Source organism: Ferruginibacter profundus (assembly GCF_054783275.1).
The window spans coordinates 111069-125634 of the sequence record NZ_BAAGQW010000001.1 but is presented as its reverse complement, the minus strand read 5'-3'; the positions used below and the strand labels follow the sequence as shown (position 1 = coordinate 125634).

The window sequence follows — 14566 nt, the reverse complement described above, 5'->3', positions numbered from 1 at the left end:
ACTCTTCCCAAGCAAGCGCCTTTGTTGGTATCGAAGCAAAGTCATAAAGCGCTGGCGTACCAACAAAATTGCGCCAACAAATACTGCCGCTGCATTTGGGCCGCTTATCAAAGCTCAAAGACACAGATAATTATTTCTAACAAAGATATTGACTGGCTAAAAACCTTCCTGCTTCGCATACCTGGGTTTGGGCTTCCTGCAACTAACTATTTTTTTATATTTTAACAGGTTTCAGTAACTTTAGTCAGATAAAAAAATTACAATGAAAAATAAAATAGAGACACTTTGGGATAAACTAAGACCAATTGTAAAATCTGATTTGACTAACACTGAAATTAGTTTAGATGAGGCTCACTATCGTTTAGATGATTTAGGAGCGATAATAAAAAAAAGCGAATTTGGTCTTAAAACAGAATTTGGCTGGAATATTGATCACATATTCCCTATCTCAAAAGGTGGCGATAACAACATAGAAAATTTAGAAGCACTGCATTGGAAAAATAATGAAGCAAAAGGAGATAGTTTTCCAACATTTGACTATACAACATCAGCAAAAAAACCAATTACAAAAGCAGAAAATGAATCCAAACCAAGAGTTCGGCTTACATTTTCAACGGACACATTAGGTTCTTTGTCTAAATTGTATCCGCAAATTTTAAGTACAGCCAGCATGGCATAAGAACATAGACTTTTTTCGGCAGTTTCCTTTTTTCACAGCACGTCCCCAATTCATGAAAATTATCCCTCTTATTTTCTCACTTTCTTTACTAACCGCCTGCAATAATAAACAAGCCGCAGAAGAATCCACACGCCTTAGTAAAGAAAGCAAAACATTAATACAGAATAATAAATTAGCGGAAGCTTTACAGGCTGTTGAAAAATCCATTCAATTAGATCCCACCAATTATGCAGCGTACAATAACAGGGCTTATATCAATAGTAAAATGAATAAACCTGCTAAAGAAGTTTTGGCTGATTATTATAAAGCGTTATCCATCAACCCCGGTTACGACATATCCCTCTTTTCATTAACAAACTATTACTTCAGTGCAAAAAACTACGACAGCACTATTGCAAGGGCCAATATTTACCTACTCTATGCCAGCCAATACAACTTTGATAAAAAGCAAACACAGCATATTTATGCTATAAGAGGAGAATCGGAATATATGCTTGGCGGTTATGATGCCGCCATCCCCGACATTAATAAAGCCATTGAGCTTGATTCGGCAGATGCCGGTGCGTACAAATTACTGGGCGATTGTTACTTGTATAAAGATTCTGTTGACAGGGCTATTAAAGCATTCACTACAGCAATTCAGCTTAACAGCAATTATTACCAGGCTTATCTAGGCCGTGCAAAAACCTATGAAAAATTAAATACCGCAAAATATGTTTCCCTGGCAGCACAGGATTATAAAACTGCATTTATAATTAATCCCCTGGCGGAAGATATTTATGCAACCAATTCGCCATTGTTTAAAAAGATTAAACAGGTGAGTAAATAATTAATTCCCCCACCCCAACGGTCACCCATACCCCCTTCCCGCCATCATCACCCGCCCAAAGCCTGATCCTTACCACCCAGCTTCTAATTTATCCCCCACCGTATGCACAAAGTTTTTATATATTTGTATAGCTAACAACATACTCTTTATGGAAAAAACAATACACCAGGGCCGCAACATAAAACGCTTCAGGGAAATGCTGGGCATAAAGCAGGAAGCCATGGCTTACGAGCTGGGCGAAGACTGGAACCAGAAAAAAATATCGATGCTGGAACAAAAAGAAGTGGTAGATACCACAGTACTGCAACAGGTAGCCAAAGTATTAAAAATACCTGCAGAAGCCATTTTGAATTTTGATGAGGAACAGGCGATAAGTATCATATCCAATACAGCTAATTTTGAAAACTGTCAACAGCCTGCTTTTTTTAACCACAATCCTGCTTTCAATCCAATAGAAAAATTAATTGAATCATTTGAAGAAATCAAAAGATTAAATGCCGAACTGCTGAAAGAAAAAGATGATAAGATCGCACTTTTAGAAAGGTTACTGGCAGCGCAAAAAACATAGCCATAGCAAAGCCGTAACAAAGCCGTAGCAAAGCCGGGGTTACTCCGTACCAGGGCCGTGGCAAGGCGGGCAGTAATTATTTTAGCATAAGCAGGGGCTGGTGGTTTTACACGCCGTTGCAAAACAAATACACTATGATAAAAAACAGGTTTTTCTACCTTACAATATTTTTGCTGGCACAAACATCATTTGCATTTGCACAGGATACCAGGATTGAAATCCCTGATTTCAACGACAGCTATTCTGCCTACGTAAAACAACTTGAAAATGGCAGTACCAATATTGACTACGTTGCCTTCAGAAACAGTTTTTTAGATAGCAAACAATACAGCAAAAAAAGCACCAAATACGATAGTTTAAAAAAGCAGGTTTTTGCTGAGGTAAAAAACAAAAATTATACTGAAATTATAAGGCTTACAAAAGCTATGTTAAGTATAGATTACACCAGCATGTTTGCGCATAAATATTTACAGCAAACCTATAAGATACTGGGCGATACTGTAAACAGGAACAAATATCACGATATTGAATTCGGGCTTTTAAATTCAATTATAAAAAACGGCGATGGCAAAACCTGCGCAACAGGCTGGCATGTAACACAAATTGAAGAGGAGTATTTTATTCTCTACGTCCTGGGGGCCGAATTGCAAACCCAGAGTATAAGCAGCGGAGGTAAAAACACCTGTGATAAAATGCTGGTAAAAACAGAAGAAGGCGAAAGTAAAACGTATTATTTTGAAGCCAATAAAATATTTGAGCTGGAGAAAAAACTGTTTGAGCACTAAACCTGCTGTTAGCAAAATGCTACAGCATAAGTAGCAAAAAATTATTTCTTATTATGCTTCACTCAATTATTGTGTAAAGGTTTAAGTAATTGCTGTTGTTGCCGGCAATTAAATGTACTTTTCAAAAAATTATTGTAATGGATATAGCAATCATTACTGCCCCGCTACACCTGCGCCTTTATGGCTTTGCAGGCATTGCCGTAAATAAGGATTATGCCGGTACTACCTTTAAATTAATGGACAGGATGTGGCAAATAGTAAAATCAAAAAACTTACCCAACAAAGGCCTTAACACCTGGGTGTACGAACCGGGCGAAAAAGTTTTTGCCGGTGTGGAACTTAATAACATTCCGGATGAAGATACGGGACTGGAACAAAAAAATATTACCTTAACAAAGTATGCCTATTACAAACATATTGGCCCCTATCATTTAATAAAACAATCAGGACAGAATATGAGCGCTGAATTAAAACGCAAAGGCTACGACACTATCTTACCGTATATCGAAATTTATGGACACTGGACAAATGATGAAACGAAACTGGAAACTGAACTACTGATGTGTTTGAAATAATTTATTGTAAAACTGCATTTATTGGATTTGGCTGTACATTTTAATACATTTACTGATTGCTCTAAAAATTACATTTATGTTAGCGCCTTACATTGCCTTTAACGGTAACACCGAAACAGCTTTTGATTTTTATAAAACTGCCCTTAATGGCACCATTACCAATTTGCAGCGCTTTGGCGATGGCCCTCAAGGTGCACAATTACCCGAAGCAGAAAAGAAAAAGATCATGCATATCGCATTAGAAGCACCTGGTGGCATTACACTGATGGGCAACGATTTTATTGATTTTACCGGCCAGCCTTTTACGGCAGGTAATAATTTTTCCTTATCACTTCACCCGGATAGCGAGGCGCTGGCGGATGCCTTATTCAACAATCTTTCTGCAGGCGGCATGGTAATAGTGCCGATGGCTAAGGCACCCTGGGGCGATTATTTTGGTATGTTCATCGACCGGTTCGGCATTAAATGGATGATCAATCACAGGGGCCAATAAGACTATCTTTTTATTAAAATCTCGCTGGCAGCTTAACAGCTGGCGAAGTATTTACACATCAATATATTGATAATCAATTTGATATATTGTATACTGCATTCAAAAAGCATTTCTCTGTTCGCTGTTTGCAATCAGCGAACAAATGTGTATATTTGATACATGAAATCTCACAATGGTATGCGCCCCCAGGATGTCCTCATCCTGCTCAAGATATTAACTATCAGTAAACCCGACTGGCAATACCGGGATCTGGCCTCTTCTTTATCTATAAGCGTATCTGAAATTTCAGAGTCACTTAATCGTAGTCATATAGCTGGCCTGGTAGATGAAAGCAGGCGCAAAGTTCACCGCAAATCGCTGATGGAATTTATAGAATACGGATTACATTATGTATTTCCGCAAGCACCGGGTAGCATGGTAAATGGAATTGCCACTGCACACTCGCATGCTTTTTATGCGACCAGGTTTGCAAGTGAATTAAACTATGTTTGGCCAGATGCTACCGGCAGCATAAGAGGTTTAGCAATTCAGCCATTGTATAATACTGTAGTAAAGGCAGTGCAACAGGATGAAACATTATACAAATTACTGGCGAGTATTGATATAATAAGAGTTGGGAGAGTAAGAGAAATGAAAGTGGCAATTGAAGAACTGAAAAAAATAATAACTCCATGAGCCATCAGCAAAATATTACCCGCCTCAGCGTAGTAAATAGTGCATTGGAAGAATTATCCAATGAAGTAGTTTTTGTTGGAGGAGCTACAGTTTCATTGTATGCTGATAAGGCCTCAGTTGAAAGCAGGCCAACAGATGATGTAGATATTTTAATTGAGTTGGCAAACTATAATGACTATGCCGAAGTGGAAGAAAAATTAAGGCAAAAAGGTTTTGAAAATGATTTTACGTCGGGTATCATATGCCGGTTTGTAATTAAAGGCGTAACTGTAGATATCATGCCCACTTCTGAAGAGGTGCTTGGCTTTTCAAACAAGTGGTATAAAGATGCGTTTGTAAATGCAATTGAAATAACAATAAACAGCAAACAATCCATCCGCATTTTTACAGCTGTATATTTTATTGCTGCAAAGCTGGAAGCGTATAAAAACCGGGGCAACAATGACGGTAGAACCAGCAGTGATTTTGAAGATATCGTTTTTATTCTTAACTATCGAAGTGCCATTTGGAAAGAACTGGAACTTGCAACGCAAAGTGTAAAACAATACCTGCAGGAAACTTTTAAAGAATTACTGAATGATGTGTATATCTATGAATGGATAAGCGCACATCTTGACTATAGCGAACAACGAAGAGTAAATTTTATTATCGGCGGCTTAGGTAATTTTGTAAATGGTTAAAACACCCCCAATAATTTTACTTTTACACCTAATACTTCTTCATGATCTTCACCAGCAGCTTTGCAATCATTGCATAGCCTTTATCTGAAGGATGCAAACCATCATAGGTAACGTCAATAGCTTCCGCAGGATAGGGATACTCATCAGTTTGCGGATTGAAGGGAACACCGATATAATCAGGATAACGGTAGTTGTTATACGCACCGGTTACAGGGTCTTTTAATCTTTTAAATTTAACCAGGTTGTTAACCGCCATGCCTTTTTTGTGATAAAGGTCCAGCAGTGTTACCTGTTCATAGGCGGCAATACTATCTATGGCAATGGCAAACTGTTCTAGGCTTTGCCCGTCTTTTTTGTTGTACGATCCGTAGGCATTATTTTTAGGGTCGTTAATGTACACAAAATCGGAGCGTTGCATAGGTGTGATCAAAATAATTTTTGCGGCTGCATTAAGGCTGCGGATTTTGTTGATGATGATGCGGAAAGAACCATACAATGTTGCACTGCCGGTATTGTTCCGGTAATCTGTAAACTGCCCTACCCTTCCTGCATGCCACCAGTCGTTAGTACCCAAAAAAACAGAATACACATCAGCCTTTGTCAATCCCAGTTTTTCAATATTATCTGCAATGCGGCTGGCCGTCCACCCGTTATGCCCCTGGTTGGTATACTTAATATGGGGTAATTTTTCTGTTACCCTTGTCATATAACCGCTGCTGATGCGGTTGCCGGTTTCATTGGCATGGTCATTTAAATACGTGATAGAATCGCCAATGGCCACCCAGGAGAGGGGCCTTTTTTTAAAAGAGAATACCAGCACGGCAAGGCATACTAATAAGAGTAATTTTTTCATAACTGCTTTTTAAAACTGTAACGAAAGGTAATGTAATAATAAAAAGCGGATTGGCTGCGATGAATTATATTACTACCATTTGCAAAAAAAAAATTATAATACTAGCCGCTAAAAATATAGGGGTGATAGCAGTTTTTTTATTACAATTATTATGTAAATAAAAATTCGTATAAGGGTAGCATGATATATTATTGCAGTTTATTAAAACTTTATTTAAATTGCAGGCCTAAACCCTAAGAAAGCAATTACTATCCATGTGTACGTTTGAAACTTATACCAGAAAATTATTTTTCGTGCTCACCGGAATATTTTTTTTCACCTCTATTTTGGGTCAGACCCCTTACCAATGGGGATTAAAAAGTAAGTATATCCAAAGTTATCAATACTCCGCCGGCGATCATTTTCTGGCAATAAATTCAAAATACACACAAAACAATTATATCAGTACCCTCAGCAACTGGATGTACTATTCCACCTTACCCAATTTATATAACAACCAACTAGAGCCAGTTGATTATTTATCTCCGTCACGTTTTAGCCCACATGGAAGTGCTACTATTTCAAGAGTAAACGGCACCAGTAGCTCCCCGCTTGTTGTTTATATTAGTGGTTCAACCACTAATTATGCTAAAGATTTTGAAGAGGATGCGAATGGTAATTATGTAGTATTACTGGAGACTAAAGGTAATGGCTGGAATCAATTTCCTGCCCCCATTGTTGTTAGTAACAGAAACGACAGTACGCAGATTGTTATATGTAAAATTGATTTAAATAACGTAGCCATATGGCAAAAGGTTTATGGCGGAACGAGTGCGGAATATGCCATTGCAATAAAAAAAGCATCTGATGGCAATTATATTATATTGGCGCAAACCCAATCTAATGATGGTGATGTAACCGGTTACAACGGAGGCAAAGATATCTGGCTTATAAAAATTGATAATGCCAATGGCAATATTATATGGAAAAAAGCCATCGGCACCAACAAAGATGAGATTCCAACAGATATGGAATTATTGGCAGATGGTTCAATTGTAGTTTCTGGAAGTGCCGACGCCAGTAGCCTCTTTCCCAGCAGTTATAATAATCAAAATGCTTTTTTGTTAAAATTAGATGGTAATGCTAATTTAATATGGACAAAAACATTTAGTGGAAGTGGCGTTGATCAGATCAAATCTTTTGTACCTACTGCTGATGGAGGATATGTTTCTATAGGAACAAGCACTTCTGCTGACGGAGATTATCCGGTTAATAACGGTGGCAGTGATGTATATATTTTAAAGCATAACTCAACAGGAGCTATCACATGGCGTAAGCAATATGGTTTTGCCGACAATGACTTTGCCAGCGATATTGCAGTTATAGCATGTGATACTACTATTTATGCTTCCTGGTTCAGGCAATATGGAGGTCCCGTACAAGCATTTAATATTTACCCCGCTTACAGCCAGAATGCAGGCGTAAGAGTTGTATTGAAAAGTGACGGCACCCAATCAAGTTATTACCAGGAAAACTTTACCTATCATCCTCTAGTGGTATTTGCTTCAACTGAAGAATTATTTAATGATGCATTAACACCTGCTATTATTTCAAATAACAAAGGCGGTATTTTATGCACAAGTATTAACCATGCAAGATGGGTAGGTCCCACCAACCTCGGATCATACAGGGGCAATGTAACCAGAACTTATAGCGTCTTTGAATATGGCGGCACTACACTGAACAAAAAAAATAAAGATACTACAGTTTGTAAAGGACAGCCTGCATACGGACAGCCAATATTTAGTGATACTACTTATAGCGATACACTACGAAACAATTGCTACGTTGACACATTAATTACAAAATATACGATACATGTCATAAACGCTGATTCGGTCATCAACAAAGACACAACTATTTGTTATGGTGAGAAGTACAAGGGAGTTCAGGTTTTTAACCCTTTTGTTGATAATGATACGACAAATGTAAACACCATTTGCGGGGTAAAGCTAGTGATAAAAAAAATAAGCATAACAGTTGCACCTAAAATTACAAACCCGTTTGGAAAAGATTCCACGCTTTGTAAAAATCAATCTATTATTTTAAAAACATTCGCTCCTGCAACCTCCTATTTATGGCAGGACAATTCTACTCAACCTACTTATAACGCATTAAGTGCCGGATTGTATTGGGTTGAGGTTAAAGATAATTTTGGCTGTAAAAAAAGAGACTCAATTAATATCGTTTCATCAGATTTATTTTTAACAATTCCTCCTGAATTAACAGTACATTTTCCTGACCAGGTAATTTTATCACCACAAACCAATGGCAATATAACCTGGGTTTCCAATAACACGTTAAGCTGCACCGTTTGCCAGAGTACTGTTGCCAGTCCTGTTACTACGGTAATTTATGCTTTATCCTCTGCAAAGGGAAATTGTACATTAAATGGTAGTATTAAGGTAAATGTTATCAAAGGTTATTATCTATTTATACCTAATACATTTACACCAAATGGTGATACTAAAAACGATGTATTTAAAGTCACTACAAATTATACTGGCTTCTTTACAATGGAAATTTTTAACCGTTATGGTGAAAGAATATTCTCTGCCAACAATCCTGCAAATGGATGGGATGGCAGATACAAAGGAGCACAACAACCACTTGGAGGCTATACTTATATTATAAAATACCAACCCGAAAATGGGGGAATTGCAAATAAGAAAGGTAATTTTTTGCTCATCAGGTAATTTCCTATGCTTTCCAATGAGACCTGAGGTACCTTTTTAAACCGATTTCCTTATTTTTATAATATGAAACGCATCAACCTTACCCTCCTTTCAGCAATCATCTTTTATAACAGCATTACTGCAGTTCATGCACAGGGAGATACCCTGCAAAAATTTTCCAATGGTAATTTAGTACTTAAGAATAAACCGGGCTTTCGTTTGCAAACTGCCGATGGCACTGTGCTTTGCAGCTGGGATGGGGTTTACAATAGCATCTATAGCAGTAAAAATGTATTACAGACTGTAAGGCAAAGACAGGGCGGTAAAGACAAATTTGGTATTGTTGATCTGAAAGAAGGTGTGGTAATATTGCCTGTATTGTATGATGGTATTGGCAAAAACAACAGAAATATCAACAGCCATATAATGGTTGTAAGACAAGACAAATTAATCGGCCTTTTTTCAGTTGCTAACAATGCGGCCACACCATTGCAGTTTACCAGCGTTGCCGATGCGCCTGCAGGCAACCTTGTTTTATTTAAAGACAGCTCTGCTTATTTATACGACAAGCTGCTGCAATTTAAAGATAGCATTAAAGGTATGTACTGGCATAAAGGTTTCACATCATATACCGGATCTGAATATTTAAACACCTACCTGATTGCCCGGCTGAAAAATGGCGAAGGGCTGCTTGATGAGCGGAATCATTTAATATTTAAAAATGGCTGGTTGGAAGTTATTCAGCTGAAGGGAGCGTATTTACTGGTAAAAACAAAAGACGGTATTGGAGTATACAATATTAAAACTGGCAAACAGGAAGAGCCTTATACTTACGATGCCTGTATTGCCGACGATGGCGGGGCTTTATTTTTTCTGCAAAAAAAGCAACAATGGAAAATGATGGACACACTGGGCAACAAATTAGCCCGTTTTGAAGCATCCTCATTTATACATTCCACAAGCTGGGAAGCCTTCTTTTTTAAGCAGGGAGAGCGATGGGGCATGATGAACCGGAATGGGAAAATAATACAAACCCCATTATGGGCCTCCATCGACCGTTTTGAAGATTATAATTTTTTCAGAGCCACTTTGCCCAACGGCAAGATCAAATATTATGATTACGAGTTTACTGGTAAAAGAGAAAGTCGAATGCTCACTGGTTTTGCAGAAGGTAATCATGATGAAGACCAGGGTAAACCTCAAATAATGTTACAGGAAGCTTCTGTAAACGTAGCGCCGGTGGAAGAATTCCGTGCTGCTGTAGTGGAGATGCCTCATCCTGAGAATGATACCACGATCTTTATAAAAATGGAGATCGATCCTACCTGCAGGCAGGGCAGTAAAATGGACACCACCGTTATACAGGAAAAGATACTTGCGGCTAAAAAAGAAAAACATATTACTGCCCATGGCACCGTAACCATAAGAGTGGTGATAGAAAAAGACGGCAAAATGTCACGTATAGAAATTTTGCAAACAGATAATGATAAACTGAATGCCCCGTCAATTGCAGTTGTACAGCAACTGAATAACTGGCAACCGGGCATCCAGAATGGCCGCAATATAAGAGGCTATAAAAAGCTGGTATTACAATGGTAGCTGCACCGTACGTTTAATAATAAAAGAGGCTGCTAAAAAAAGTGTACCACGAAAGCAATACCCGTATACTACTAAATTTCCAGGCACATAAAATGTGGGAATCTTACAACAAATTGTATTAATGCTGTAACACTTCCTGTTTTTTATAGCAGCATTTTTGTGTTACACAATTTGTGAGCAACAAAAAAAGACGTAACATGAAAAATACGGCTATAGATTACTTTACACAGCTGAGGAACGATTATATTCCAAAGAAAAAAAATCAATACGATCATCTGAGGCGACCGTTCAACCCCGGTGACCCTGCTGAACTTTTATTACTACCTGCTCCAAAACCGGAAGCAGCGCACGCTAATTCAGAGGCAGCATATAGTACCAATACCGGTATATAAAAAACCTGTTTAAATACAACAGGCATAAGAAATAACCAATTCTTAATTTTCAAAAACAGAACATGAAAATATCAAACCTTGTAAAATCATTCTTACTACTATCAGCTATCTTCCTGCTTAATTCGTGCCAGGCCATTGCCGACATATTTAAAGCGGGTATGGGATTTGGCATATTCATCGCTGTAGTAGTGGTGGCTGTTATCGTATTTATTATCATTAAAATTACGGGTAACAACAAAGGTTCATAATTTGTACCGCATAAAACGCTAAACTAAACGACAGCAATGAATAATATTTTCAGGGGATTAATTGCAGGCTACGGCGCAAAAAAACTAGGCGGTGGCTGCTTAAGTACGATAGTTATTTTTGTAGTGATATGGGTGCTGCTAAAAAACTGCTAGCATTGATTTCCTTATCATGGAAAGAAAAAAGGCAATGTTCAATTAAGATGCAGCTGTGTTTTATATTGGGTATTGATTTTTTTTGAACAGGTTAACCGTAATATCAGCTTACACTACTGTACCGCATACTTCTTCTCTGCCACAATCACATTCCCTTTGGCGCTTATACCCTGCACATCAATACGCACTGTGGTTTTAGGATCGGCATTATAAAAACTGATGCTGGCTTTGCCATTTTCATTGGTGGTGATCACCGGCGCCCAATGAATGGTGGTACGTTCATCCGGTACGGCCTTATCAACACTGTAGTCAGGGGCATAAAAAACTTTAGCCTGGTAATAGCCGGTAATTTCGGTAACTATTTTGGCGGGATCATTATTATAGGCACCGGGTTTCAACACCAGGTATACAACAAAAATATCGGTTGCAGAAGTACCCAGGTCACGTACCGTTCCATCTTCTCTTTCTGTTCTTTCAAAAGTGGGCCTGCCCAGCAAATGCCGCACGGTAACACTGCTTACCTGTTGCATCGGCAGCGAATAATAATCTATCCTGTCAAACACATCTTCTCTTTTATCCACTACAAAACGGGGACGTATTTTTTTACCATTAGCCATAAAATACACGGCATCGTTTTCTATATCGTAATAGGCTCCGGGTACTTTCTTGCCTAAAAAATTCCGCAGGTCATCATATTTATAATCCGCAGCAGTAATATCAAAATTATCTACGGGGTAGCCAAAACTCATATAGGCACCATCTCTTAAAAATTCTGTTTTCTTTTTAGCATCCACAGTTACGCCAGGCAATATTGTAAACCACTTATTATTTTTTTCGGTAGCATATCTTTTACCGGCATCCTGTGCAAAGTGCATAAAAGCTGCGGTATCATAATTGATGAACCTGTTGGGAGAAACCGGTAATTTATTATTGAATAAAGAATCCATGAACAACTCTCCTCCTTTTTCAGCCTTATCATTTTTAGAACTGAGCTTAAGTGTTTGTACGCCGTATAAAGGAATTCCATCTAAAAAATAATTACCCTGTGCATCACTGCGTGTGGTAAACCATTTATCACCCTTTGCATTGGGAGCCTGCAGGGTAATGTTCATATCAGCCAAAGGTTTTTGAGAAAATTTTTGTTTTACTTTACCGGAAATAGTAATACCCTGTTCCGGCATAAAATGTATGCCGATCGTGGTATCAGCCATCTTGCGCCATAAAAAATCTCTCCAGCCCTGTGTTCTCAATAACAGGTCCAGCTGCTGCAAACGCAACGGGTTATTAACATCAAAATAGGCAGCTGCATTTTCTATCTTTCCTTTTATTTCTGTTTGCAATAATAAATAAGTAGCTATATTTTCCGGCACTGCTTTTTCCACATTATCGTCTATAGCTGCCAGTGACAGATTTGCTTTTACGGGCTGCAGGTCTTTATTGGTGACGGAAATATTTACCGTAACTTTTTCTTTTGCAGCATAAGTATTTTTATTGGTGGTAATATTTATCACCAGGGGATCTTTATCCTGCACATAGATAAGCCTTTCGCAATTGGGGCGCAGGCTATCATCATAAACAGTTATGCTGCAGATACCGGTTGGAAAATTGGTGGTGGCAATATCCAGTGCAGCCTGGTTGTCTTTCAATAAGAGTTTTTCTTTGTACAATATCCTGCCGCCATATTTTGCAGCAACAGTAATGGCTCCCGAGGGATGTAGTGCTGCGGTAGCTGCATTGGCAAATACCCTGACCTTTGCCATACCTGGTTCGTTATAGGTAACCTGCATGGCATAACCATCTTTTACAGCAACAGCAAAAGATGCAGGCAACAAATCACCATGTTTATATTGAACGAAAGCTTTGTATTGCATGCCTGGCTCCGGGGTAAAATTAAAACTTCCCATACCGGCATGTACTGTTTTAAAATGCACTACCGTATCTCCATTGCCTGATACAATGGCCCCACCGGCATCCACTCCATTACCATTAATATCCGTTGCTTTAAACGATACCAATGAAGCAATACCTTCCACCATTGATCCGCCTTCGGGAAAAAACTGTATGCTGTAACCAGGTAAGCTACTTGTTACATTATCTCTATTTTTTTGTGGCAGTTCATTTTTCTTGTTTACACCGGGAACATTTTTTATCAGTATTTGTTTTTCAAAAATAAAATGATTGCCAAAATTTCTCATCCAGTTGGTATACGCCCTGATGCGGTAGTTGCCGCCGGCAATTGAATCATCCAATTTAAAATCACCTACACCATAGCCGCTATCTATACGTATCACCTGCCGGGCTGTAATAATACCGGCCGGGTTAATAAGTTCGGTATATAAAGTATTGCTGGTGCTTACCGGGTAATTACTCTGCCCGTTTACCAGGTAGGCTTTAAACCAGATATCATCGCCACCGGCATAAAAATTCCTGTCGGTATGCAGGTATACTTTTTCAAAGAATAGTTTAATACCTGTGCCGTTTTGCTGGCCATAGGTTTTAAAAGCAATAAAAAACAGCAGGAAAAATACAGGGAACAACCGTAAGTTTTTTAAACACATAGCATTGATTTTCTGATAACCTAAATTTATCGGGTTACGGCTGGCCAACTGTTATGGGCTGGCAGGTAATTTTGGTAAACAAATGTTATTGCCGTTTTACCGTAAGGCAGGTTTCCAAACAGTTCATTTAACATTTACTTTAAACAATTGGTATTATTTTCATTGTCCTATACCAAACCTGCCTGTAACAGATGCGTACTAGTAACCAGCTTTTTTTACTTTCCTTAATACTGCTCTTTTCCGCATGCCAAAAAACAAAGGACTTTGATGCGAACCAGTTGTATGGCACCTGGAACATAAAAAAGATAACACCACTGAATGGTAATACCAATACAACAGGGTTAGATTTTGTGTATGGTGAATTTACATTTACTGCCGGCAATAATTTTCAATTTGTGAATTATACAAGGGAAGTATTTACCGGCAACTGGCTATTAAACCAGGAACAGGTAGAAACAGATTGTACTACTGCTGCAGATGGCACAAGATCCTGTAATCATGAGTGGAACGTAAGTTTACGGGTGAATGCAACAGGGCAGGTAGCCGGGCAGCCGGCAAAGAATGGCTATTTTGAATACCTTTCTTTTACAGATGCCAATCATTTTACCGGTAAGCTAACCAGCAGCGGAGGCATCGGCACACACGAATATAATTTTGAGAGAACCAGGTAATAGTCATCCTGTTTTTAATTATTGATAGTTTTAACGCCGCTTCAACACAGCCAATGTTGTTGTATATTTACTACACAACCAATTAGTACACTTT

General features: G+C 38.4%; 15 protein-coding genes. 13 read left to right on the top strand and 2 right to left on the bottom strand.

All coding sequences use genetic code 11. The features are described from left to right. The first annotated feature begins 262 nt into the window (after positions 1-262). The 8 genes from ACYVM0_RS00525 (at position 263) to ACYVM0_RS00490 (ending at position 5284) form a co-directional block, all read left to right on the top strand. Positions 263-679 (top strand): HNH endonuclease, encoded by a 417-nt coding sequence (locus ACYVM0_RS00525; RefSeq protein WP_460550845.1) that lies wholly within the window; start codon positions 263-265, stop codon positions 677-679. Between the two features lie 52 nt (positions 680-731). Further along, the gene (locus ACYVM0_RS00520; RefSeq protein ID WP_460550842.1) at positions 732-1508 is read left to right on the top strand and encodes a tetratricopeptide repeat protein; all 777 of its coding nucleotides are present in this window, start codon (positions 732-734) and stop codon (positions 1506-1508) included. Between the two features lie 148 nt (positions 1509-1656). Continuing rightward, the gene (locus tag ACYVM0_RS00515) at positions 1657-2076 is read left to right on the top strand and encodes a helix-turn-helix transcriptional regulator (protein ID WP_460550839.1); all 420 of its coding nucleotides are present in this window, start codon (positions 1657-1659) and stop codon (positions 2074-2076) included. Between the two features lie 134 nt (positions 2077-2210). Further along, positions 2211-2861 carry a DUF4919 domain-containing protein gene (locus ACYVM0_RS00510; RefSeq protein ID WP_460550836.1) on the top strand — a complete coding sequence of 217 codons (651 nt, stop codon included), beginning with the start codon at positions 2211-2213 and terminating at the stop codon, positions 2859-2861. 137 nt (positions 2862-2998) lie between these two features. Then, complete coding sequence (locus ACYVM0_RS00505) at positions 2999-3436, top strand: GyrI-like domain-containing protein (RefSeq protein WP_460550833.1); 438 nt, start codon at positions 2999-3001, stop codon at positions 3434-3436. Between the two features lie 76 nt (positions 3437-3512). Next, positions 3513-3929, top strand: coding sequence for a VOC family protein (locus tag ACYVM0_RS00500; protein ID WP_460550830.1), 417 nt, complete (start codon positions 3513-3515; stop codon positions 3927-3929). A gap of 159 nt (positions 3930-4088) precedes the next feature. Continuing rightward, complete coding sequence (locus ACYVM0_RS00495; protein ID WP_460550827.1) at positions 4089-4604, top strand: hypothetical protein; 516 nt, start codon at positions 4089-4091, stop codon at positions 4602-4604. Then, a complete protein-coding gene (locus tag ACYVM0_RS00490) occupies positions 4601-5284 on the top strand; it encodes a hypothetical protein (RefSeq protein WP_460550824.1) in 684 nt (227 codons plus the stop codon). Before ACYVM0_RS00495 ends, ACYVM0_RS00490 begins: the two co-directional genes overlap by 4 nt. Before the next feature lie 28 nt (positions 5285-5312). Here the strand turns inward: ACYVM0_RS00490 and ACYVM0_RS00485 are convergent, their stop codons facing one another. Then, complete coding sequence (locus ACYVM0_RS00485) at positions 5313-6137, bottom strand: SGNH/GDSL hydrolase family protein (protein ID WP_460550821.1); 825 nt, start codon at positions 6135-6137, stop codon at positions 5313-5315. 326 nt (positions 6138-6463) lie between these two features. Here ACYVM0_RS00485 and ACYVM0_RS00480 point away from each other — a divergent pair, with 326 nt between their 5' ends. The 4 genes from ACYVM0_RS00480 (at position 6464) to ACYVM0_RS00465 (ending at position 11090) form a co-directional block, all read left to right on the top strand. After that, entirely contained in the window at positions 6464-8872 is a 2409-nt protein-coding gene (locus tag ACYVM0_RS00480; protein ID WP_460550818.1) for a gliding motility-associated C-terminal domain-containing protein, read from the top strand. Positions 8873-8935: 63 nt separating this feature from the next. After that, positions 8936-10450, top strand: a complete 1515-nt coding sequence (locus ACYVM0_RS00475) for an energy transducer TonB (protein WP_460550815.1) — start codon at positions 8936-8938, stop codon at positions 10448-10450. Positions 10451-10647: 197 nt separating this feature from the next. Next, positions 10648-10842, top strand: coding sequence for a hypothetical protein (locus ACYVM0_RS00470; RefSeq protein WP_460550812.1), 195 nt, complete (start codon positions 10648-10650; stop codon positions 10840-10842). A 62-nt stretch (positions 10843-10904) separates the two neighbouring features. Beyond that, on the top strand, positions 10905-11090 hold the full coding sequence (locus ACYVM0_RS00465; RefSeq protein WP_460550809.1) for a hypothetical protein: 186 nt from the start codon (positions 10905-10907) through the stop codon (positions 11088-11090). Between the two features lie 266 nt (positions 11091-11356). Here the strand turns inward: ACYVM0_RS00465 and ACYVM0_RS00460 are convergent, their stop codons facing one another. Then, the gene (locus ACYVM0_RS00460; protein WP_460550806.1) at positions 11357-13801 is read right to left on the bottom strand and encodes a hypothetical protein; all 2445 of its coding nucleotides are present in this window, start codon (positions 13799-13801) and stop codon (positions 11357-11359) included. Positions 13802-13992: 191 nt separating this feature from the next. On the opposite strand from ACYVM0_RS00460, the gene ACYVM0_RS00455 reads away from it, so the two are divergent. Next, positions 13993-14472 carry a hypothetical protein gene (locus ACYVM0_RS00455; RefSeq protein WP_460550803.1) on the top strand — a complete coding sequence of 160 codons (480 nt, stop codon included), beginning with the start codon at positions 13993-13995 and terminating at the stop codon, positions 14470-14472. The last annotated feature ends 94 nt before the right edge of the window (positions 14473-14566 follow it).